Annotated in this window: 23 protein-coding genes and 1 pseudogene; 12 read left to right on the top strand and 12 right to left on the bottom strand. The window is 49.9% G+C overall.

Features of this window, described 5'->3' with window-relative positions:
* Positions 1 to 12 precede the first annotated feature (12 nt).
* From AC2D8L_RS11760 to coaA, 6 genes are read left to right on the top strand one after another with little or no spacing between them, the layout of a single operon-like run.
* Positions 13 to 504: a DUF2628 domain-containing protein gene (locus AC2D8L_RS11760; protein ID WP_484685669.1), complete on the top strand. Its 492-nt coding sequence runs from the start codon at positions 13 to 15 to the stop codon at positions 502 to 504.
* Entirely contained in the window at positions 501 to 1,157 is a 657-nt protein-coding gene (gene hisH / locus AC2D8L_RS11755; RefSeq protein WP_484685668.1) for an imidazole glycerol phosphate synthase subunit HisH, read from the top strand. Before AC2D8L_RS11760 ends, hisH begins: the two co-directional genes overlap by 4 nt.
* Positions 1,158 to 1,171: 14 nt before the next feature.
* The gene (gene hisA, locus AC2D8L_RS11750; protein WP_484685667.1) at positions 1,172 to 1,903 is read left to right on the top strand and encodes a 1-(5-phosphoribosyl)-5-[(5-phosphoribosylamino)methylideneamino]imidazole-4-carboxamide isomerase; all 732 of its coding nucleotides are present in this window, start codon (positions 1,172 to 1,174) and stop codon (positions 1,901 to 1,903) included.
* Positions 1,900 to 2,700: an imidazole glycerol phosphate synthase subunit HisF gene (hisF, locus tag AC2D8L_RS11745; protein WP_484685666.1), complete on the top strand. Its 801-nt coding sequence runs from the start codon at positions 1,900 to 1,902 to the stop codon at positions 2,698 to 2,700. The genes hisA and hisF overlap by 4 nt, the downstream gene beginning before the upstream one ends.
* A gap of 2 nt (positions 2,701 to 2,702) precedes the next feature.
* Positions 2,703 to 3,020: a phosphoribosyl-ATP diphosphatase gene (locus AC2D8L_RS11740; RefSeq protein WP_484685665.1), complete on the top strand. Its 318-nt coding sequence runs from the start codon at positions 2,703 to 2,705 to the stop codon at positions 3,018 to 3,020.
* 4 nt (positions 3,021 to 3,024) lie between these two features.
* Entirely contained in the window at positions 3,025 to 3,978 is a 954-nt protein-coding gene (gene coaA, locus AC2D8L_RS11735) for a type I pantothenate kinase (protein ID WP_484685664.1), read from the top strand.
* Here coaA and AC2D8L_RS11730 read toward each other — a convergent pair.
* A complete protein-coding gene (locus tag AC2D8L_RS11730; protein ID WP_484685663.1) occupies positions 3,975 to 4,979 on the bottom strand; it encodes an adenosine kinase in 1,005 nt (334 codons plus the stop codon). The genes coaA and AC2D8L_RS11730 overlap by 4 nt on opposite strands.
* 66 nt (positions 4,980 to 5,045) lie before the next feature.
* Complete coding sequence (nth, locus tag AC2D8L_RS11725) at positions 5,046 to 5,702, bottom strand: endonuclease III (RefSeq protein ID WP_484685662.1); 657 nt, start codon at positions 5,700 to 5,702, stop codon at positions 5,046 to 5,048.
* Between the two features lie 169 nt (positions 5,703 to 5,871).
* Between nth and AC2D8L_RS11720 the strand changes: the two genes are divergently transcribed.
* The gene (locus tag AC2D8L_RS11720) at positions 5,872 to 6,726 is read left to right on the top strand and encodes a methylated-DNA--[protein]-cysteine S-methyltransferase (protein WP_484685661.1); all 855 of its coding nucleotides are present in this window, start codon (positions 5,872 to 5,874) and stop codon (positions 6,724 to 6,726) included.
* Between the two features lie 31 nt (positions 6,727 to 6,757).
* On the opposite strand, the gene AC2D8L_RS11715 is transcribed toward AC2D8L_RS11720, so the two are convergent.
* From AC2D8L_RS11715 to dnaK, 8 genes and pseudogenes are all read right to left on the bottom strand, one after another.
* Entirely contained in the window at positions 6,758 to 7,375 is a 618-nt protein-coding gene (locus tag AC2D8L_RS11715) for a 2,3-bisphosphoglycerate-dependent phosphoglycerate mutase (protein ID WP_484685660.1), read from the bottom strand.
* A gap of 39 nt (positions 7,376 to 7,414) precedes the next feature.
* Positions 7,415 to 8,218: a 4-hydroxy-tetrahydrodipicolinate reductase gene (gene dapB / locus AC2D8L_RS11710; RefSeq protein WP_484685659.1), complete on the bottom strand. Its 804-nt coding sequence runs from the start codon at positions 8,216 to 8,218 to the stop codon at positions 7,415 to 7,417.
* Positions 8,219 to 8,282: 64 nt separating this feature from the next.
* Positions 8,283 to 8,816: a GNAT family N-acetyltransferase gene (locus AC2D8L_RS11705; RefSeq protein WP_484686401.1), complete on the bottom strand. Its 534-nt coding sequence runs from the start codon at positions 8,814 to 8,816 to the stop codon at positions 8,283 to 8,285.
* Positions 8,805 to 9,500: pseudogene (gene pyrF / locus AC2D8L_RS11700) on the bottom strand (orotidine-5'-phosphate decarboxylase); the annotation flags it as partial. The pseudogene pyrF and the gene AC2D8L_RS11705, both read right to left, overlap by 12 nt.
* A gap of 144 nt (positions 9,501 to 9,644) precedes the next feature.
* Positions 9,645 to 10,238: a histidine phosphatase family protein gene (locus tag AC2D8L_RS11695; protein ID WP_484685658.1), complete on the bottom strand. Its 594-nt coding sequence runs from the start codon at positions 10,236 to 10,238 to the stop codon at positions 9,645 to 9,647.
* A gap of 2 nt (positions 10,239 to 10,240) precedes the next feature.
* Positions 10,241 to 10,783: an NADPH-dependent FMN reductase gene (locus tag AC2D8L_RS11690; protein ID WP_484685657.1), complete on the bottom strand. Its 543-nt coding sequence runs from the start codon at positions 10,781 to 10,783 to the stop codon at positions 10,241 to 10,243.
* A gap of 73 nt (positions 10,784 to 10,856) precedes the next feature.
* Positions 10,857 to 12,005, bottom strand: a complete 1,149-nt coding sequence (gene dnaJ / locus AC2D8L_RS11685) for a molecular chaperone DnaJ (RefSeq protein ID WP_484685656.1) — start codon at positions 12,003 to 12,005, stop codon at positions 10,857 to 10,859.
* Positions 12,006 to 12,095: 90 nt separating this feature from the next.
* Positions 12,096 to 13,997, bottom strand: coding sequence for a molecular chaperone DnaK (dnaK, locus tag AC2D8L_RS11680; RefSeq protein ID WP_484685655.1), 1,902 nt, complete (start codon positions 13,995 to 13,997; stop codon positions 12,096 to 12,098).
* A 309-nt stretch (positions 13,998 to 14,306) separates the two neighbouring features.
* On the opposite strand from dnaK, the gene AC2D8L_RS11675 reads away from it, so the two are divergent.
* Positions 14,307 to 14,921, top strand: coding sequence for an alpha-ketoglutarate-dependent dioxygenase AlkB (locus AC2D8L_RS11675; protein WP_484685654.1), 615 nt, complete (start codon positions 14,307 to 14,309; stop codon positions 14,919 to 14,921).
* 86 nt (positions 14,922 to 15,007) lie between these two features.
* Entirely contained in the window at positions 15,008 to 15,421 is a 414-nt protein-coding gene (locus tag AC2D8L_RS11670; RefSeq protein WP_484685653.1) for a GFA family protein, read from the top strand.
* Positions 15,422 to 15,505: 84 nt separating this feature from the next.
* Here the strand turns inward: AC2D8L_RS11670 and grpE are convergent, their stop codons facing one another.
* Together grpE and hrcA are read right to left on the bottom strand one after the other, a co-directional pair.
* Positions 15,506 to 16,132 carry a nucleotide exchange factor GrpE gene (grpE, locus tag AC2D8L_RS11665; protein ID WP_484685652.1) on the bottom strand — a complete coding sequence of 209 codons (627 nt, stop codon included), beginning with the start codon at positions 16,130 to 16,132 and terminating at the stop codon, positions 15,506 to 15,508.
* A 99-nt stretch (positions 16,133 to 16,231) separates the two neighbouring features.
* Positions 16,232 to 17,323 (bottom strand): heat-inducible transcriptional repressor HrcA, encoded by a 1,092-nt coding sequence (hrcA, locus tag AC2D8L_RS11660; protein WP_484686400.1) that lies wholly within the window; start codon positions 17,321 to 17,323, stop codon positions 16,232 to 16,234.
* A 207-nt stretch (positions 17,324 to 17,530) separates the two neighbouring features.
* Between hrcA and rph the strand changes: the two genes are divergently transcribed.
* From rph to hemW, 3 genes are read left to right on the top strand one after another with little or no spacing between them, the layout of a single operon-like run.
* Positions 17,531 to 18,247, top strand: coding sequence for a ribonuclease PH (gene rph, locus AC2D8L_RS11655; RefSeq protein WP_484686399.1), 717 nt, complete (start codon positions 17,531 to 17,533; stop codon positions 18,245 to 18,247).
* 1 nt (position 18,248) lies between these two features.
* Positions 18,249 to 18,887, top strand: coding sequence for an RdgB/HAM1 family non-canonical purine NTP pyrophosphatase (gene rdgB / locus AC2D8L_RS11650; protein WP_484685651.1), 639 nt, complete (start codon positions 18,249 to 18,251; stop codon positions 18,885 to 18,887).
* Between the two features lie 22 nt (positions 18,888 to 18,909).
* Positions 18,910 to 20,031, top strand: a complete 1,122-nt coding sequence (hemW, locus tag AC2D8L_RS11645) for a radical SAM family heme chaperone HemW (RefSeq protein ID WP_484685650.1) — start codon at positions 18,910 to 18,912, stop codon at positions 20,029 to 20,031.
* Positions 20,032 to 20,045: the final 14 nt, after the last annotated feature.

The following is a 20,045-nucleotide window of genomic DNA, read 5'->3' as shown; positions in this document are numbered from 1 at the left end:
TTGAGGCAAGCCATGGGCCTTTTTGCTGTTTATGCGAAACCTTCATCCAAGGATGAACCGCAATCCCCAATTACCCAAGAAATTGTGGTCATTCGAGATCGCTTTTCGCTGTTTGCCTGTTTTCTAACGCCACTATGGTGCATATGGCATCGATTGTGGCTGGAGCTTGTCGCCTTCATTGGGGTGGCCTTTTTGCTGGCCTTCGCAGCGTTCTTTGCTGGTGAAAGCGCTGGGAGCTGGATAGGTTTTCTGGTGGCGTTGCTGATCGGGTTTGAAGCCTCTTCAATTCGCGGCTATGCACTCAGCCGAAAGGGATATGCGTTCAAAGGCCAAACCATCGCCCATTCGGCACGGGAAGCGGAATGGCGCTTTGTTGCAAATTTGTTGAAACCAAAAGCACCAGAAAAATCTCGCGAAACGGCCACACCGGTTGCAACGGGCTCAACAAGTGAAGCTTCCACAACACTAATGTCCAACGATCGTCCAACTGGAATTGTTCAATGAGTGAAAAAGTTCTGATTGTTGACTATGGCGCTGGCAACTTAAAATCGGCACAAAACGCAACTCAACGGGCGGCGAACGAACTTGGCCGTGAAGTCAATGTAATTGTGTCCAATGACGCGGCAGACGTTAAAGACGCTGACCGGATCATATTGCCCGGCGTTGGCGCATTTGCTGATTGCATGTCTGGCCTTGAAGGCGTTGAGGGTATGATTGATGCTCTGCACAGCCGGATCATATTGGATGCGGTACCGTTCTTGGGCGTATGTGTTGGTATGCAGCTTTTGGCCAGCGAAGGTAGAGAAAAGACATATACCAAGGGTCTTGATTGGATACCGGGGATTGTAAAGCACATCGAGCCGAATGATGAGACGCTTAAAGTGCCGCATATGGGCTGGAACACGCTGACCCAAACCAACCCTCACCCATTGATTGATGATATTGATCTGGGTGACGATGGCCTGCACGCCTATTTTGTGCACTCTTACTTTTTTGAGGTAGCTGACCCGGCGCATTTGATTGCGACAGTTGATTATGGGCAAACCCTGACGGCAATTATTGGACGTGACAATTTGGTTGCGACCCAATTCCACCCCGAAAAAAGCCAAGCGCTGGGGCTAAAACTCATCTCAAATTTCCTCAACTGGTCCATCTAGAAAGGCCAAGCTACATGATTTTGTTTCCGGCCATTGATTTAAAAGACGGCAAATGCGTCCGCCTGCAAAAAGGTGATATGGATGCTGTGACGATCTTTAATGACAGTCCAGCTGATCAGGCAAAACAGTTTGAAGAACAAGGTTTTGAGTATTTGCATGTGGTTGATCTTAATGGTGCTTTTGCCGGCGAAAGCGTGAATGGTAACGCGGTTGAGGCGATCATAAAATCGGTAGACATGCCTGTACAGCTTGGTGGCGGTATTCGCAACATTGAGCATATCCAAGCCTGGCTCGATCGTGGTCTCGCGCGCGTCATTTTGGGCACCATCGCGGTGCGTGATCCGGAGCTGGTGAAAGAAGCATGCAAAAAATTCCCCGGCCAAATTGCTGTCGGCATTGATGCAAGGGGCGGCAAAGTCGCTGTAGAAGGTTGGGCCGAAACATCTGAATTGGATGTGATTGAATTGGCCAAAAAGTTCGAAGGCGCTGGCGTTGCAGCAATCATTTTCACCGATATTGACCGCGATGGCATTCTAACCGGCATCAATTGGGAAGCGACATTGGAATTGGCTCAAGCGGTTTCAATTCCTGTTGTGGCGTCAGGTGGTTTGGCTTCAATGGATGACATCGAATCCATGTGTAAACCGGAAATGGCTGTACTTGAAGGTGCGATCTCGGGCCGAGCGCTCTATGATGGCCGGATTGATGTTGAAAAAGCCCTTGAAATGATTGGGACCGGAAAATGACACTTAAAACCCGCCTAATCCCTTGTTTGGACGTCAAGGATGGCCGCGTCGTCAAGGGCGTCAATTTTGTTGATCTAGTTGATGCCGGTGACCCAGTTGAATGTGCCATCGCCTATGACGCAGCGGGGGCTGATGAACTTTGCTTCCTTGATATTACTGCAAGTCACGAGGGGCGGGACACCATTTATGACGTTGTGGCACGCACGGCCGAGCACTGCTTCATGCCGCTAACGGTCGGCGGCGGGGTGCGTACAGTTGAAGATATCCGCAAACTCTTGCTGTCCGGTGCGGACAAAGTGTCGATCAATTCTGCCGCTGTAAATGACCCAGATTTCATTAATCGGGCTGCGGATAAATTTGGCAATCAATGCATTGTTGTTTCTGTAGACGCGAAAAGACGCGCTGAAGATCAAATGGCTGAAGGCAAGTCCCCGTGGGAAATTTATACCCATGGTGGTCGCAATGCCACGGGCATAGACGCAGTTGAATTCGCGATTGATATGGTCAAACGCGGCGCTGGTGAATTGCTGGTGACCTCTATGGATCGTGACGGCACCAAAATTGGCTTTGACATTGAATTGACCCAGACAATTGCTGACGCGGTTGAAGTGCCCGTGATCGCTTCTGGTGGTGTAGGCGACCTTGATCACCTCGTCGATGGCGTCAAAAACGGTCATGCCAGTGCGGTTCTCGCGGCCTCGATTTTCCACTTTGGGACGTACACAATTGGTGAGGCAAAAGAACATTTGGCACAAAGTGGTATTGCCGTGCGCCAAGATAATGTGGCTAAAGGTTAGATATGAGTTTTTCACTAAGCGATCTTGAAGCCATCATTGCCCAAAAGGCAGCCACATCTGCGGATAAGTCCTATACGGCGAAGCTGCTGCAAAATGGCGGCAAAGAAGCCGCGAAAAAGCTAGGCGAAGAAGCCGTAGAAGCAGCGCTGGCAGCAGTTCTTAATGATAAAGATGAATTAACCAAAGAAGCTGCAGATGTGCTTTATCACCTCCTCGTGGTTCTAAAGGGCGCAGATATTCCCCTAAGCGACGTGTTGAGTGAACTTGAAGCCCGAACCGCGCAGAGCGGGCTCGACGAAAAAGCATCACGAAAGGCCTAGACCCTTGGATCAACTCAACGCCGCCTACCCATCGCCCTATCGTCATTTTTCGAAGGCAGAGTGGGCTGCGTTGCGTGCTGACGAGCCAATGACGCTGACCGCTGAAGACTTGGTGCGGCTGCAATCACTCAACGATCCAATTTCATTGGCGGAAGCTGAGAAAGTCTATTTGCCATTCACCCGGCTTTTGTCGATTTACGTCGAAGCCGTGCAAGCACTTCATCTCGCTTCCGGCAAATTTCTGCATCAAAATGGCGAAAAAGCACCCTTTATTATCGGTGTTGCTGGTTCGGTTTCAGTCGGGAAGTCTACGACGGCCCGCATTCTACATGCGTTGCTGCAACGCTGGCCCTCGTCGCCCAAGGTTGACCTGGTTACAACGGACGGGTTTCTTTTGCCAAATGCTGAGCTTGAAAAACGTGGTTTGATGGAAAAAAAGGGCTTTCCTGAAAGTTATGATCGCGGGGCTTTTCTAAAGTTTTTGGCGCGGATCAAGGCGGGCGAGCCGAATGTGAGCGTGCCCACCTATTCTCACCTTGTGTATGATGTGGTCAAAGGCGAAGAAATCACTGTCGATCGGCCGAGTATTTTGATTGTTGAAGGTTTGAACATTCTTCAGCCGGGTGAATTGCCCAAAAACGGCAAGCCTATCCTGTTCGCTTCGGACTATCTGGATTTTTCCATCTATATCGACGCGGATGAATCAAACCTACGGCGCTGGTATGTTGAGCGGTTCTTGCGGTTGCGCGAAACGGCCTTTCGCGACCCAACCAGCTTTTTTCATAAATTTTCTAAGCTGAATATTGATGAGGCGAAAGAACTGGCCATATCCATTTGGGAACAGATCAACCTGCCCAACCTAACAGATAACATTCTGCCGACGCGCGGCCGTGCGGACTTGATCCTCAAAAAGGGGCGAGACCACACTATTGATGAAGTGGCGCTGCGCAAGCTTTAAAGCGTTAGGCCCTTGTCTTTTGCCATTTGTTCAAGGTTAGTGTTTGGCCGGGCACCAACATGCGAAATAATCTCTGAAGCACACAAACAGCCAAGCGACAGGCTCTGCTCCATGGTCTGACCACGCGCTAATCCATAAAGAAACCCTGATGCAAACAAATCACCAGCCCCAGTGACATCTTCAACCTGATTGACCTTAAATGCCGGGACTTCACTCACCACGCCATCTTTGATGGCTAGTGCGCCTTTTGAGCCAAGGGTAATAGCAACGGTGGCGCAATCTTCCTTTACTGCATTAATCGCATCATTTAGATCTTCAACTTGATAAAGCGATTTTATTTCTTCTTCGTTCGCAAGCAAAACATCCATGGTTTTGTTGCGCAAAAGATTGATGAACTCGTCGCGAAAACGCCCAACGCAAAACGGGTCGGACAAAGTAATTCCGGCTAAGCGCTGATGTTTATGCGCCAATTGGCCAGCTTTTACGAAGGCGCGTTTGGCTTCCGGCGGATCCCACAAATACCCTTCCATAAAGGTAAGCGCGGACGCTGAGATCAGGTCTTCGTCCATATCAGCGACTGTCAGCTCCTGACATGCACCCAGATAGGTGTTCATAGTGCGCTCGCCGTCTGGGGTAATCACGATCATTGACCGAGCGGTGGACGTGCCGTGAATAAGGGTCGGCGTGGTATAAACAACCCCAGCTTTGGTCAAATCCTTGCGGAACGTGGTGCCCAACTCATCTTCAGCCACTTTGCCGATAAAGGCGCCATTGCCGCCAAGCGAGGAAACGCCTACCGCGGTATTGCAACAAGAGCCTCCTGAAATATGCTGAGGGCTGCCGGGTAGGCGGGAATATAAATATTCAGACCGCTCCGCGTCCACCAAATGCATAATGGATTTATCCATGCCTTCTTGGCGCAAAAATTCATCATCAACTTTTGCAAATACATCAACAATGGCATTGCCAATGGTTAAAACATCAAATCTGGCATTAGCCATGGGATTTACCCTTTTGCGTCATTGTAATTTGTTCAGTGGCAAACTCGTCGCCAACACCTGCTTATCCTACGCTTTTAGAACTTTGTCCTTAAATTTGCATTGATCTACAATAACACAGTGATAACATTCTGGTTTGCGGGCCTTGCAAATATACCGGCCATGCAAAATGAGCCAATGATGGGCATGGAGTAAAAATTCAGCCGGAATGATTTTCTCCAAAAGCAATTCCACCGCAAGTGGCGTCTTGCCCGGCGCAAGCCCGGTGCGATTGGAAATGCGAAATAGGTGGGTATCGACTGCGATGGTGGGCTGCCCAAACGCGATATTGAGCACCACATTTGCCGTTTTTCGCCCGACACCCGGCAGCGCCTCAAGTTCTTCGCGGGTTTGTGGCACTTCAGAATTGTGCTTGTCGATCAGGTCTTTACAAAGCGCATAAACGTTCTTCGCCTTATTGCGGTAAAGCCCGATGGTCTTGACATAGTCACGAATTTTGTCTTCGCCCAACGCATACATTGCTTCAGGCGTCGATGCGATCTCGAATAAAGACTTTGTCGCCTTATTCACCCCAATATCGGTTGCTTGGGCGCTAAGCACCACTGCCACCAACAACGTGAAGTGATTGACATAATCCAACTCGCCTTCAGGTTCGGGATCGCTAGCCTGAAAATTGGCGAATATCTGATGAATTGTTGGTTTGGAAAGTCTTGAACGTTTTGCCATTATTCTTTGAACCGGAGTGACTTGAACCTAAGTTAGGGCATGGGCGCGCCACGATTTAAAGGGCAAATATCAGTTTTTCGCGCACTACGCACATTCCATCGTCAATTGCCGTCAAAATCGGGTCGCTTGGTGCGCCGAACAGCATTATGTTGTCTTCATTATGAATGACATGACACCACTATATGCAAAAGCAAATGATTATAAGCTCATCAAGCAGGTAATTGAGGAAATCTCAAAACGCCCAGCGGATGAGCATAATCTGGATCATATCGCCGCCGATCTGGGGCTAAACACCCGTCAATTGACGGCGCTCTTTAAGCGTTGGGCCGGTCTAACGCCAAAGGCATTTTCCCATTGCGTGACGCTAAATCGGGCGCGGCAAATGCTCAAAGACAATATGTCTTTGCTCGACACCAGCTATGAGCTTGGCCTTTCGTCTGCGGCTCGGCTTTACGACCTGTTTGTTACCCATGACGCTATGCCGCCAGGCATTTATCGGGCGAAAGGCGAGGGGCTAGAAATCCGCTATGGGTTTCACCCATCTCCTTTTGGTTTGGCGTTGATTATGCTTACTGAATATGGCTTGGCGGGCCAAGCATTTTGCGATGTCGGCGAAGAAAAAGAAGCGTTGGCGGATATGACAAAACGTTGGCCAAAAGCCGATTATGTTGAAGCGCAGCCTGATGAAATTCGCACTATGGCGGAGAAAATATTCGATCCAACCCGTTGGAATGCCGACGAACCTGTGCGCATTGTGATGATCGGAACCGATTTTGAAGTGCGGGTTTGGCAGACATTGTTACGGATTAAACCGGGTCAAGCCACCAGCTACGGTGATATTGCCGCGCATTTGGGTAAACCAAAAGCCGCGCGGGCGGTTGGAGCCGCCGTTGGGCGCAACCCCATTTCATTTGTTGTGCCCTGTCACCGGGTGATCGGCAGAAATGCCAAATTAACCGGTTATCATTGGGGGCTTACCCGCAAACAAGCGATCCTTGGTTGGGAAGCTGGGCTGACGGCATAAAAAAGGCGACCCAGAGGTCGCCTTTTAGATCTTATTCGATATTCTCGACGCTGGTGACATTTCCATCCGTATCGAAATCATAAATGATCGGCTTGCCGGTAGCGATTTCACGCTTGAGGATTTCTTCCGGGCTTAGACCCTCGAGCTTCATCACCAAGGCGCGCAATGAATTGCCATGGGCAGCGACTAAAATGGTGCCGCCATCAGCAACCCGTGGTGCAATCTCAGCCTCATAATAAGGCAATACCCGTTCTGCGGTATCTTTTAGGCTTTCGCCACCCGGAGGAGGCGTATCATATGAACGACGCCAAATGTGCACCTGCTCTTCGCCCCACTTTTTGCGGGCATCATCTTTATTAAGGCCTGCGAGATCGCCATAATCGCGTTCATTCAGCGCTTGATTGCGGATGATCGTCATATTGACGATATCCATATTTTTAAGCATCAAGTCTAGCGTATGTTGTGCGCGTACGAGCGCCGAAGTGAAGCAGAGTTCAATTTCATAGCCGCGAGATTTCAGCAATTGGCCTGCCGCCGTTGCTTCTTCAATGCCTTTTTCTGTCAGGCCCGGATTTTTCCACCCTGTGAAGAGATTTTTTAGGTTCCATTCGCTTTGTCCGTGGCGGACAAGTATCAATCTGCGGTCCATTTAACTTTCCTTGATTTCCAGTGGCACGGGGCCAATTTGCTAGAGGCCTAAAACGTCAGCCATAGAATATAATCCGGGTGCCTTATCTTGCGCCCATAAACTCGCGCGGACGGCGCCATTGGCATAAATAGTTCGATCTTGGGCAAGGTGAGAAATTTCAATCCGTTCATTGCTGCCGGCAAAAATCACAGAATGATCGCCAATCACTGTACCGCCACGCAGCGCGGCAAATCCGATTGTGCCGGTTTCGCGCTTGCCGGTAATCCCATCTCGTGACCGCACAGCGTTTTCAGCTAGTTCGATATCTCGGCCTTCTGCTGCGGCTTCACCCAGCATGAGGGCGGTTCCAGACGGTGCGTCGACCTTCATGCGGTGATGCATTTCGAGCACTTCAATATCAAAATCACCGGGTAAGGCCGCCGCTGCCTTTTTCACCAAACCCATCAATAAGTTCACGCCCATGGACATATTGCCAGCTTTAACAATGCGGGCATTGCCAGACAAAGCGGCGATTTCATCGTCCTGTTCTTGGGTCCACCCTGTGGTGCCAATCACATGCACCAGACCTAACTTGTTGGCCCGTTTGGCATATTCAATGCTCACTTGAGGTATCGTGAAGTCGATTATCGCGTCAGACCCCGAAAGCGCCTCATCAACATCAGACGTGATCAACACACCGGAAGCTTCCAGCCCCGCAAGTGCGCTGGCATCTTTACCGATGGCATCAACCCCCTCGCGTTCTAGTCCGCTGTAAAGCGCTGCGCCCTCAATTTCAGATATGGCGCGAATGTTTGCGGCACCCATGCGGCCGCTGGCCCCTAAAACCGTAATTTTCTGTATCATTGCCGCCGCCTCGTTTGTTTTCTACCTTGGCGGATCTGTTCCGCATTGGCTTGAATCTAGGCCTTTAGAATCTTTTCCCAAATACAACCCGAGTACCGGCTTTGCGCAAGGCATTTTCAGTTTCATTCGTCATGATTTTGCGCAATTCGGGTCCAATGAGATCATCATTGAGGTAATTTAGTCCGAGCCGACGATAATATGGCCCATTCCACGGCACGTCTTTAAATGTAATGCCAGTAACGCCCGAAAAGCCTTCCGACTTTGCGAAATTCATAAAGTGTGAAATCAGCTTTTCGCCCAACCCCTTGCCATGATGGTGTTTTAGCACGGACATTTCGGCGCAATAGAGCATATCGTCCACCGGCTTTGCCCTTAAGAACCCGACAGGTTCACCCCGCAGTTCCACAAGCCAGATGATTTGGTTTTGCGCGATAGCGTCATTATAAAATTGCGGCGACATGGCGGAAAAGTCGATTTGGGAAAATTCCCCACCTAGCGTTCTAAAAATTTGCGCCGCATTATCTTCGATGGCACTTAGGGCCTCGGCGTCCTGACTGTCTGCCGCCCGAAATCCAGTGATCGTGTTGTTGGCTTGCACAATTTCATCATTCACCGCCCCGGCAGCGGCATATGGATCATCCGCCCGATAGATCGGACGACCCACCACCAAATGATCCGCACCGATTTCAATGGCCTGGCTTGGGGTCAAAATACGTTTTTGATCGTCACTGGCGCTGCCCGCCGGGCGAATGCCGGGGGTGACGGCCATCAACTTCTCGCCGCTGGCTTGTTTGACCAATTCAATTTCATGTGCCGAGCAAATCACCCCGTCAATGCCCTCAGCCGCTGCCTGTTTGGCGCGGCGTTCCACCAGATCTCGCACGCCATAGGCATAGCCGCTGGCTTTTAGGTCCTGATCGTCAAGCGAGGTCATCACGGTGACGCCCATCAATTTGGTTTTGGACCCTTGTGCAGCCCGCTTAGCCGCAGCCATACAATGGGGCTCCGCATGGATGGTCACAATATCCGCGCCAAGATCAACAAGGCCCGCAACACCTTTTTCAACTGTGTTCGGGATGTCGAGAAGCTTTACGTCACAAAAGATCTTTTTGCCCGCGGCTTTAAGCGATTTGGCCAATCCCAACCCATCATCACCATAGATGAGTTGATAGCCAATTTTGTAAAACACACCCCGATCATCAATTTGCTCAACAAGCGCTTCGGCCTCTTTGCGGGTGGCAACATCAAGCGCGGTGATCAATTGGGGGGTCGCATTAGACATAAAGGCAAGGGCTCCGGCAATTTGGTTTGTCGGAATTGTTAACTGGCATAGTTCGGACAAATCGACAAGACAAATTGGTCCCTTATGTTTCCCTCCCCTTGATGGGGAGGGATTAAGGGTGGGGTGATGATCTATGCAAATCGACTAAATAGGCCAATCTTCCATCGCTACCCAATCGGTAAGCAGCGCCTGTTCTTCCCAATTAAACGCAAAAATATTGCCGCCGCCTTTCGCGCCAATTCGACTTTGATCTTCGACACGCGAGATCGGCCGTTGGCCAATATGGCATTTCAGCAATGTGCCAACCGCACCGTGCCCGACAAATAAGACATTTTTGTCCGTGTGTCGTTGCAAATGGTTACTCACGGCGTCAACGATACGCTGTTGTGCGTCGCGTGCGGTTTCCCAGCCCGCAATGCTTTCCTCTGGGTCTTCAAAAAATTGATCAGCGGTTTCTTCAAACTGGTCTGAAGGCAAGAATCCAGTGCTCGATCGATCATTTTCACCGCATTTGGCATCAATCGCGAAATCAAGGCCAAGATGTCGGCCAATCATTGTCGCGCCATCTAAAGCTTTTGTTTCGTCCGAGGAAATGATCAATTCGATTTGATCAAAAATGCCGCGTTCAACAGCTAACTGCAGCCGGTTGCGACCCACATGAGATAGACCCCATTTGGGTGTGGGCACTTGCGGGTCAATAATGACTTCGGGGTGAGAGAGATAGAGCGCTTGGGGCACAATTATCTTCTGATTGTCAGAAGTTCATTGACCAATGCGGCTGCCCGGGCGACCACGGCTGGGTTTGTAAGATCACCATTTTCATCAAATGCGCTTGCGGCCATGCCGACGCCGAGCGCAGTTGGGGCAACCAAAGCGCCAACCTTTGACAAGATATCCCGTAAATGGGAAAGGGCCATAATACCGGCCAATGCGCCTGGCGTTGCGGCACCGATGCCGAAGGTTGCCTTTGAAAATGAACCTTGTTTTTGCCGGGTCAGCCAGTCGATCGTGTTTTTAAGCAGGGGCGTAACAGAGCCATTATATTCTGGCGTAACGATGAAAACCGCATCGGCTTCAGCAAACCGTTTGGCCAATTCAAGCGCACATTTAGGGTGGTGCTGACTTTCAAGATCTTCGTCAAAAATCGGCATTGGATATTCACCAAGGTCGACATATTCGGCGTCTGCACCCTTTTCAATGAGTTTTGAAACCACCATTTTCGCGAGCTTGACATTGTAAGAGTCAGCACGAATTGAGCCTGAAACGGCCAGAATTTTTGTCATATTCATTCCAATCATTTCAGGCCAAAAAACTCAATTTTTGCCGAGGTGTCAATATATAATAAGCAAAAACTTACTATTTATGATCGCTCAACCCCTCGAACAGTCCTTTTATCTTTGAAAAGAAGCCAGACGACGTCGGGTTATTGTCTTTTGTGGTGAGCTCGTTGAACTCCTCAAGCAACTCGCGTTGGCGTTTGGAGAGGTTTTGCGGGGTTTCCACATCCATCTGGATATAGAGATCGCCAACCTGTTGGCTGCGCAATACGGGCATGCCTTTGGATTTAAGACGCACACGTTGCCCCGCTTGTGTACCTTGAGGCACTTTAACTTTGGCCCGCGCACCATCAAGGCCCGGTACTTCAAACTCACCGCCAAGCGCCGCCGTGGTCATCGATATGGGGACCCGACAAAATAAATCTGCCCCATCGCGCTGGAACAGATCGTGCGGTTTGATCGAAATGAATATGTAAAGATCGCCCTGTGGCCCGCCGCGCATGCCGGCTTCGCCTTCGCCGGTTAGGCGAATACGAGTACCATCCTCGATACCTTTTGGCACATCAACAGACAATGAACGGGATTCTTGTCGACGGCCTTGGCCAGAACAGTCCGTACAAGGCTGATCCATTGTTTCGCCACGTCCATGACATTGTGGACATGTACGCTCAATGGTGAAAAACCCTTGTGCCGCGCGTACTTTGCCGTGGCCCTGACAGGTGCCACAGGCCGAAAATCCGGTGCCTGGCTTTGCGCCATTGCCTGAGCAAGTGTCGCAACCCACCATAGACGGCACGTCAATATCAACCGTTTGGCCTTCAAAGGCTTCTTCTAGGGTAACTTCTAGATTGTAACGGAGGTCAGATCCGCGCGTCGCTGAACTGCGTTCGCGCCGGCCTCCGCCTTGTCCGCCCATAAAGTCGCCAAAAATATCTTCAAAAATGTCGGACATTGATGAGGAAAACTCGGACCCAAATCCGTGTTGACCGCCGCCACCGCCATTTTGGAACGCAGCATGTCCAAACCGGTCATAGGCAGCGCGCTTTTGCGCGTCTTTTAGGGTGTCATATGCTTCTGAAACTTCTTTAAATGTTGCTTCTGCAGCAGCATCACCGGGGTTTTTGTCCGGATGGTATTTCATCGCAAGCTTGCGATAGGCAGATTTAAGGGTTTTTTCATCCGCTTCGCGGGCAACCCCTAAAACTTCATAGAAATCTTTTTTTGACATGGCGCTGGTGCTCCGAGATCGTTGGCGGGACTAATTTGCGCAATTCGTGCAAATAGCCCCGCCAATCAGATCGGTTAAGTCAGTAAAGACTTACGACTTTTGGTCTTCGTCTTTGACTTCTTCGAAGTCAGCATCGACAACATCATCATCCGCTGCGTCACCGCCATCGAACTCTTCGCCGTCTTCTTCTTGGTTGGCCTGATACATGGCTTCGCCAAGTTTCATTGAGCTTTGAGCCAATGCACCGGTTTTTTCTTTGATCAAGTCAGCATCGTCGCCTTCAAGCGCAGACTTAAGGTCCTGCAATGCATCGTCGATTGAAGCACGGGTCAACTCGTCAACCTTGTCGCCATGCTCTTTCATTGAGCTTTCTGTTGAATGAACCAAAGCTTCACCTTGGTTTTTAGCTTCAACAGATTCGCGTTTCTTTTGGTCAGAGTCTGCGTTGGCTTCAGCATCTTTCACCATTGCTTCAATCTCGTCGTCTGAAAGACCACCAGAAGCTTGGATGCGAATTTGCTGTTCTGTGCCTGTGCCTTTATCTTTGGCTGAAACGTTCACGATGCCGTTGGCGTCAATATCAAACGTTACTTCAACTTGTGGCACACCGCGTGGCGCTGGTGGAATACCCACCAAATCAAATTGGCCAAGCATTTTGTTGTCGTTCGCCATTTCCCGCTCACCCTGAGAAACCCGAATGGTCACAGCAGACTGGTTGTCTTCAGCTGTTGAGAACACTTGGCTCTTCTTGGTTGGGATTGTGGTGTTTCGGTCGATCAAACGTGTAAACACGCCGCCCAAAGTCTCAATACCCAAAGACAAAGGTGTCACGTCCAACAAAAGAACGTCTTTCACGTCGCCTTGTAGAACACCCGCTTGAATAGCAGCACCGGCAGCAACAACTTCGTCAGGGTTCACACCCTTATGTGGCTCTTTGCCGAAGAACTCTTTCACAGTCTCTTGGATTTTTGGCATACGGGTCATACCGCCAACCAAAACGACTTCGTCAATCTCGCCTGCAGTAATACCCGCATCTTTTAGGGCAGCTTTACATGGCTCAATTGTGCGTTTGATGAAATCTTCAACCAATTGCTCAAGCTTTGCGCGTGTCAATTTAAGCTGAAGGTGTTTCGGGCCAGACTGGTCAGCCGTGATAAATGGCAAGTTGACTTCAGTTTGAGTGGCAGAAGACAATTCGATTTTTGCCTTTTCAGCTGCTTCTTTCAAACGTTGAAGCGCAAGTTTGTCGCCACGAAGGTCAATGCCATTTTCGCGCTTAAACTCGTCGGCCAAATAATCAACCAAACGCATATCGAAATCTTCACCACCAAGGAATGTGTCCCCGTTGGTTGATTTCACTTCAAATACACCGTCGCCAATTTCTAGGATTGATACGTCAAATGTACCGCCACCAAGGTCATAAACAGCGATAATGCCAGCTTCTTGTTTATCAAGGCCATAAGCAAGCGCAGCTGCTGTTGGCTCGTTGATAATCCGCAAAACTTCAAGACCGGCAATCTTGCCAGCATCTTTTGTTGCTTGGCGTTGGCTGTCGTTAAAGTAAGCCGGAACCGTAATCACAGCTTGTGTAACAGCTTCGCCAAGATAGCTTTCCGCAGTTTCCTTCATTTTTTGAAGGATCATAGCTGAAATTTGTGAAGGGGAGTATTTCTCACCCTTTGCTTCAACCCATGCGTCGCCGCCATCGGCTTTTACAATTTTGTATGGAACAAGATCTTTATCTTTTTTCACCATTGGATCGTCGAACCGGCGACCGATCAAACGTTTGATCGCAAAAAGCGTATCTTCCGGGTTGGTCACAGCCTGGCGTTTGGCCGGCTGACCAACTAGGCGGTCGTCATCGGTAAACGCAACCATGGAAGGTGTTGTACGCGCACCTTCAGCGTTCTCAACGATTTTTGGCTCAGAACCATCCATGATCGCAATACATGAATTTGTCGTTCCAAGGTCAATTCCAATTACTTTACCCATTTATAAAACCTCTTTTTTGGCAGACCCTTTGTCTGACCCCGTTTCCAGCAGTCTTTCACCGGCAATATGCCGTTTGGATCCCTGATATTCAGATCTAAGCACCGTCGCGCTCAAACCAGTTGTTGATCGGTATATAGGAAGCAACCAATTGCCCTTCAAGCAGGTGGCACTATAAATTTGATGTCTCAAATTACGACCTTGGTTGCATGCCTATTTTGACCAAATTTTTGCGAATATTTTGGACCGCAAAGAACAAGCGCGGTTATATAGACGCTAAGAATATGAAAAGCGACAGAAAAAACGACAAATATGCGAATTTTTCCCGGCCAGCTCGACAAATCCGAACAGATTGATCTCCTGGCTCAAATCAGCGCCGGGCTGCAAAGCGCGCCCCTTTTCGTACCGCGGATGCCACGAACTGGAAAAGCTTTCTCGGTCCGCATGTCAAATTTCGGGCCTTTAGGGTGGGTTTCCGACCAAAAAGACGGCTATCGCTACCAGCCAACCCATCCTGAAACGGGTGATGCTTGGCCTGCCATTCCCGAGATGCTCCAACAATTGTGGTTTGAATTGACGGATTACGCCGCGCCACCGGAAGCGTGTTTGATCAACTATTATGCGCCGGGCGCCAAAATGGGCATGCATCAAGACCGCGACGAGAACGATTTTGATGCGCCGGTTCTTTCGGTTTCCCTTGGCGACCGGGCGCGGTTTCGTCTAGGCGGCACCAAACGTGGCGGCAAAACATCATCATTTGAAATCAGCTCCGGCGATGTATTGATTTTGGAGAAAGCGACCCGCCTCGCATTTCACGGTATCGATCGGGTATATGCAAATTCGTCCAATTTGCTAGACGAAACTGTTGGACTGTTCCCGGACGGCGGAAGAATAAATCTGACCATGAGGCGGGTGACTAAGATATAGAATGTCGGGTGCCAAAAACAGCAAGAATTATCAATTGCATTGCCTAAGAATCGCTATATCGTTTTTCCAAATGAACAGGAATATCTATGTCAAAAGCAACGATGCAAGGCACTTGCCTGTGCCAAAAAGTTAAAATATCAATTCCATCGGAAAAAACTGAAATCGGCGCGTGTCATTGCGAAATGTGCCGGAAATGGAGCGGCGGCGGGCCATATTTGGCCATCCATTGTGGGCCAGAACTTAACGCCACCGGCGAAGAATTTATCAAATCCTTCAGGTCTTCTGAATGGGCGGAACGTGGATTTTGTACAGAGTGCGGCACCAACTTATTTTATCGGCTTTTGACCAATTGTGACTATATATATGCGGCAGGTCTGTTTGATAATGTTGAAGACTTTTCTCTAACAGGTGAAATCTTCATCGACAAAAAGCCGGCCTATTATGCCGAGCTGAGCGAGGCGAGTATCAAAAAAACCGCCGCAGAAGTCATGGGCTCGTAGCCCTATTTACCCACTTACACATAGACATAAAAAAACCGGCAAATTCGCCGGTTTTTCGTTTCTGCATCTGGCTGCAGAAGATCTTTAGACTGATTTGTCTAGGCCTTCGCCGCTTTCTGGTGCTGGCGTTGCAGCCGGGGCGGTTTTCGGGCCGCCTTTTGCCACGCCAACCATCGCTGGGCGCAATACACGTTCGCCAATCACATAACCTGCTTGCACAACTTCTAAAACAGTATTGTGCACCACATCTTCGTTTGGAATTTCAAACATTGCTTGATGGAAGTTGGGATCAAACTTTTCGCCTTTAGGCTCTAGCTTGGTGATGCCATTTTTTTCAAGCAATCGGATCATTTCGCGTTCGGTCATCTCCACGCCTTCAATTAGCGATTTAAACGAGCCTTCGGCTTCGTCTTTTGCTTCTTGAGGCATGGTCAAAAGCGCGCGGGACAGATTGTCGGTCGCTGTGAGCATGTCACGGGCAAAATTCGCCATTGCATATTGGCGAGCGTCTTTTACGTCGCGCTCGGTGCGTTTACGCAAATTTTCCATTTCCGCAACAGCACGCAACAAGCGATCTTTTAGCTTGGCATTTTCCGCTTCAAGCACCTCCACTGGGGATGCCGCGTCCTGCTCGTCCGCAACATCATGCAAAGGCTCAGCATCGTGCTGCTCATTTTGATCTGCTTCGTTCTGGAACTCTTCGTCACTCATCATGGTTGGTCTGCTTGTCTCTTATTTGAACTGTGCCCCGGATATTGACTATTGAAAGACAAATTTCAAGCACTCAAATCAATTGGATGCAAAATTGGGCTAAACGCCGCGCTTATTGATGAGTTTTGACACCACATGCGCTGTATAATCCACTGCCGGTACAATTTTGGCATAATTAAGTCGGGTTGGGCCGATCACCCCGACAACCCCAACAACATTTTGATTGATGTCGCGATAGGGCGACAAAATTACCGACGAGCCCGAAAGAGAAAACAATTTATTCTCCGAGCCAATAAAAATGCGCACGCCGTTCGCATCGTTAGTGTCTTCCAAAAGGTCGATAATCGACTTTTTAGATTCCAACTCATCAAAAAGCTGGCGCACCCTATCCAACTCTTCGCTGGCCATGGTGTCCGCAATCAGATTGGCGCGACCGCGCACAATCAATGTTGGCGATTCATCGTCGCGGGGTTCGGTGAGCGTTGCCAAACCTTCGTCGACCAATCGCTTGGTCAAAACATCTAATTCGGCCCGGCGCGCAATTTGCTGGGTTTCAATGACAGAGCGAACCTCGCGCAATGTCCGGCCAACAATGTGATGGGACAAAAAGTTGCTCGCTTGGGTCAATTCGCTCGCTGTTAAGCCTTTGGGAATGGAAAACACCCGATTTTCCACATGCCCGTCTTCGCCCACCAACACGGCCATTGCTAGCTCGGCGTCCAACCGTACGAACTCGATATGTTTGAGAATAACGTCAGCTTTTGGCGCCAAAACAAGACCAGCGCCTTGAGAAAGGCCGGATAGAACTTGACTGGCTTGGGTCAAGACATCTTCAATTTTTTCGTCTTTGGCTGCCGCATCGATATGTTTTTCGATATTTTGCCGTTCTTCATTGCCCACAGCGCCGATTTCGAGCATCGCATCCACAAAAAAGCGCAACCCGGTTTGGGTTGGTGCGCGGCCAGCCGAAGTATGTGGCGCAGCGATCAAACCCAATTCTTCGAGATCCGCCATGACATTGCGCACTGAAGCCGCCGACAGGCTGACATCCAGCGCCCGAGAGAGTTGCCGAGAACCCACAGGTTCGCCCGTTTCGATAAAGCGTTCGACAAGGCGTTTGAAAATGCCTTGTGAGCGTTCATTCAGAACAGACAGAAAATCCTGGCCAATTGGTGGTTCGCGTGGTGGCATACTCAATATTGCCTCATCCAGAAATGCGTGTCGACAAGCTTATTTAGGCCTAAAAGGTGTGGCCGCCAAGTGGGAAACAAGCAAGAAATCAACGCGAAACGTTCAATCGGTGGCAAATTAGGGCGTTTGGCGTGCTTTACTCTTGAAGTTGAGCGATTTATCAGCCAATCAAATGCCAACAAAGCAAATTCTGTAAGGGGAACCGCGATGCGGCCGTCAAAACGCGCAAATGATCAAATGCGCGACGTAACCATTGAACGTAATGTATCGTCTCACGCTGAGGGATCTTGCATGATCTCATTTGGCGGCACCAAAGTATTGTGCACCGCAAGCGTTGAAACAAAACTTCCCCCATGGCGTCGGGGCCAAGGTCTTGGTTGGGTTACCGCTGAATATGGCATGCTGCCCCGCTCTACCGGCCAGCGTATGCGTCGGGAAGCAACCGCAGGCAAACAATCTGGCCGCACCCAAGAAATTCAACGCCTAATTGGTCGTTCATTGCGTGCCATCGTTGACATGGAAGCGCTAGGTGAAAACCAAATCACAGTTGATTGCGACGTTATCGAAGCAGACGGCGGGACCCGCACAGCCTCAATCACCGGCGCATTTGTCGCCATGTCAGACGCCTTATCTTGGATGCGCGAACGTGATTTGGTGGGCGACAATGTTGTCACCGATCAGCTGGCCGCTATTTCATGCGGCATCTATCGCGGCCAGCCCGTGCTTGATCTTGATTATGATGAGGATAGTGAAGCAGAAACCGACGCAAACTTTGTGATGACGGGTTCTGGTGGTTTTGTTGAAATTCAAGGCACAGCCGAAGAAAGCCCGTTCTCAGCTGATGAATTGGCTCAATTGATTGGATTGGCGCAAAAAGGCGTTTCTGAATTGGTTGAATTGCAAAAGGCAGCGTTGAAAGACTGATATGCGCAAACTTGAAAAAGGCCAAAAGCTAGTTGTTGCCACCCATAATGAAGGTAAAGTGCGCGAGTTTCGCACATTGCTCGAGCCATTTGGGTTGGAACTCGTCTCGGCTGGTGAACTGGGTTTGCCCGAGCCCGAAGAGACGGGCACGACTTATGAAGCAAACGCAGAAATTAAAGCACTAGCGGCAACAAAAGCAGCAAACCTTTGGGCTTTATCAGATGATTCGGGTTTAAGCGTAGATGCGCTTGATGGTGATCCGGGGATTTATTCTGCACGTTGGGCAGGTCCGGATAAGAATTTTGACGACGCGATGGTCAAAGTGCATACGTCTTTGATGGAAAAGGGCGCAATGGCACCCGGCATGCGCAAAGCTTCCTTTGTTGCAGTTTTGTGCCTGGCCAACCCAGAAGGCGAAACCATGTTTTTCGAAGGCCGAGCTGAAGGAACGCTCATTTGGCCCCCACGGGGCAATCAGGGATTTGGCTATGACCCGATGTTCCAGCCCGACGGGCATATGCGCACGTTCGGGGAAATGAGCGAAGCGGAAAAACATGCTTGGTCGAAAGATAAAATTGGCCTTTCACATCGCTCTCGTGCTTTTTCTTTGTTTGTGAAGGATAGCTGTCCTGACCACTGAGCCTGATCTTTTTGGTGTTTATGTGCACTGGCCGTTTTGCGCGGCCAAATGCCCTTATTGCGACTTCAACTCACATGTCCATCGTGGCCCGTTTGACGAAGACGCCTATATTGAGAGCTACATTACCGAAATCAACCAAACGGCCCAATTGGTGCCGGATCGTACTGTTCGCTCCATCTTTTTTGGCGGCGGCACACCCTCCTTGATGCAGCCTCAATCGGTTGAAAAAATCATCAATGCGATTTCAACAAACTGGCAATTGTCCAACGACGTTGAAATAACGCTAGAAGCCAACCCTACAAGCGTTGAGGCCGATAAATTTCAAGCCATTCGGCTTGCAGGTGTAAATAGAGTTTCTCTGGGTGTGCAGTCATTGCGGGCCGAGCCGCTTGCGGCGCTGGGCCGGTTGCATTCCGTTGATGACGCCATCAAGGCCGTCGAACTAGCCCAGTCAATTTTTGATCGGGTTAGTTATGATTTGATCTATGCGCGGCCAAACCAAACCCTTGATGAATGGCGCGAAGAGCTTACCCAAGCGCTTAACCTAGCGCGAGACCATATTTCGCTTTATGCGCTGACCATTGAATCGGGCACCCGCTATTACGATCTGTTCCGCGCTGGAAAGCTTAAAATGCCAGACGGGGAATTGTCCGCGCAGTTTTATGAGCTGACCCAAGAGATTTGCGAAAGCTTTGGCTTGCCCGCCTACGAAATTTCAAATCACGCCATGCCGGGCGAAGAAAGCCGTCATAACCTCACTTATTGGCAGTATGGCGAATATGCGGGCATTGGACCGGGCGCACATGGTCGCCTGCTGATCGACGGCAAACGCCACGCAACATCCACCGAACGCATGCCCTTTAAGTGGGACGAATATGTTACCCAAAAAGGCGACGGCTTTGTTGAGTTTGATGCCTTGACCCCGGGTGAGCAGGGCGACGAATATTTGTTAATGGGCCTGCGCCTTAAAACCGGCATTTCACCGTCTCGATTTGAGGCACTTGCTGGCCAGAAGCTGAAGCAGCAACAAGTTGATCACCTGACGGAAATCGGGTTTGTACAAATCCTAGAGGACGGCAATCTACGGGTCACCGATAAAGGCTGGCCAGTACTTGACGCAGTGGTAGCTGATCTAGCGGCTTAAAGTTCCCAAGGGGC

It is taken from the genome of Maritalea sp. YIW29 (assembly GCF_057219265.1).
This window is presented reverse-complemented; position numbering and strand designations above follow the sequence as displayed.

What these genes read in the sequence shown, in the direction of transcription:
- dnaJ (WP_484685656.1), bottom strand. Translation starts at nt 12,005, where the DNA reads ATGTCAAAAAAAGATTTCTATGAAGTTTTAGGGGTTGCCCGCGAAGCG.
- AC2D8L_RS11715 (WP_484685660.1), bottom strand. Translation starts at nt 7,375, where the DNA reads ATGGACCGCAGATTGATACTTGTCCGCCACGGACAAAGCGAATGGAAC.
- nth (WP_484685662.1), bottom strand. Translation starts at nt 5,702, where the DNA reads ATGGCAAAACGTTCAAGACTTTCCAAACCAACAATTCATCAGATATTC.
- AC2D8L_RS11730 (WP_484685663.1), bottom strand. Translation starts at nt 4,979, where the DNA reads ATGGCTAATGCCAGATTTGATGTTTTAACCATTGGCAATGCCATTGTT.
- dapB (WP_484685659.1), bottom strand. Translation starts at nt 8,218, where the DNA reads ATGATACAGAAAATTACGGTTTTAGGGGCCAGCGGCCGCATGGGTGCC.
- dnaK (WP_484685655.1), bottom strand. Translation starts at nt 13,997, where the DNA reads ATGGGTAAAGTAATTGGAATTGACCTTGGAACGACAAATTCATGTATT.
- AC2D8L_RS11675 (WP_484685654.1), top strand. Translation starts at nt 14,307, where the DNA reads ATGCGAATTTTTCCCGGCCAGCTCGACAAATCCGAACAGATTGATCTC.
- AC2D8L_RS11760 (WP_484685669.1), top strand. Translation starts at nt 13, where the DNA reads ATGGGCCTTTTTGCTGTTTATGCGAAACCTTCATCCAAGGATGAACCG.
- AC2D8L_RS11740 (WP_484685665.1), top strand. Translation starts at nt 2,703, where the DNA reads ATGAGTTTTTCACTAAGCGATCTTGAAGCCATCATTGCCCAAAAGGCA.
- hrcA (WP_484686400.1), bottom strand. Translation starts at nt 17,323, where the DNA reads ATGCCACCACGCGAACCACCAATTGGCCAGGATTTTCTGTCTGTTCTG.
- hisF (WP_484685666.1), top strand. Translation starts at nt 1,900, where the DNA reads ATGACACTTAAAACCCGCCTAATCCCTTGTTTGGACGTCAAGGATGGC.
- rph (WP_484686399.1), top strand. Translation starts at nt 17,531, where the DNA reads ATGCGGCCGTCAAAACGCGCAAATGATCAAATGCGCGACGTAACCATT.
- grpE (WP_484685652.1), bottom strand. Translation starts at nt 16,132, where the DNA reads ATGAGTGACGAAGAGTTCCAGAACGAAGCAGATCAAAATGAGCAGCAC.
- hisH (WP_484685668.1), top strand. Translation starts at nt 501, where the DNA reads ATGAGTGAAAAAGTTCTGATTGTTGACTATGGCGCTGGCAACTTAAAA.
- hisA (WP_484685667.1), top strand. Translation starts at nt 1,172, where the DNA reads ATGATTTTGTTTCCGGCCATTGATTTAAAAGACGGCAAATGCGTCCGC.
- rdgB (WP_484685651.1), top strand. Translation starts at nt 18,249, where the DNA reads ATGCGCAAACTTGAAAAAGGCCAAAAGCTAGTTGTTGCCACCCATAAT.
- AC2D8L_RS11690 (WP_484685657.1), bottom strand. Translation starts at nt 10,783, where the DNA reads ATGACAAAAATTCTGGCCGTTTCAGGCTCAATTCGTGCTGACTCTTAC.
- AC2D8L_RS11720 (WP_484685661.1), top strand. Translation starts at nt 5,872, where the DNA reads ATGACACCACTATATGCAAAAGCAAATGATTATAAGCTCATCAAGCAG.
- AC2D8L_RS11670 (WP_484685653.1), top strand. Translation starts at nt 15,008, where the DNA reads ATGTCAAAAGCAACGATGCAAGGCACTTGCCTGTGCCAAAAAGTTAAA.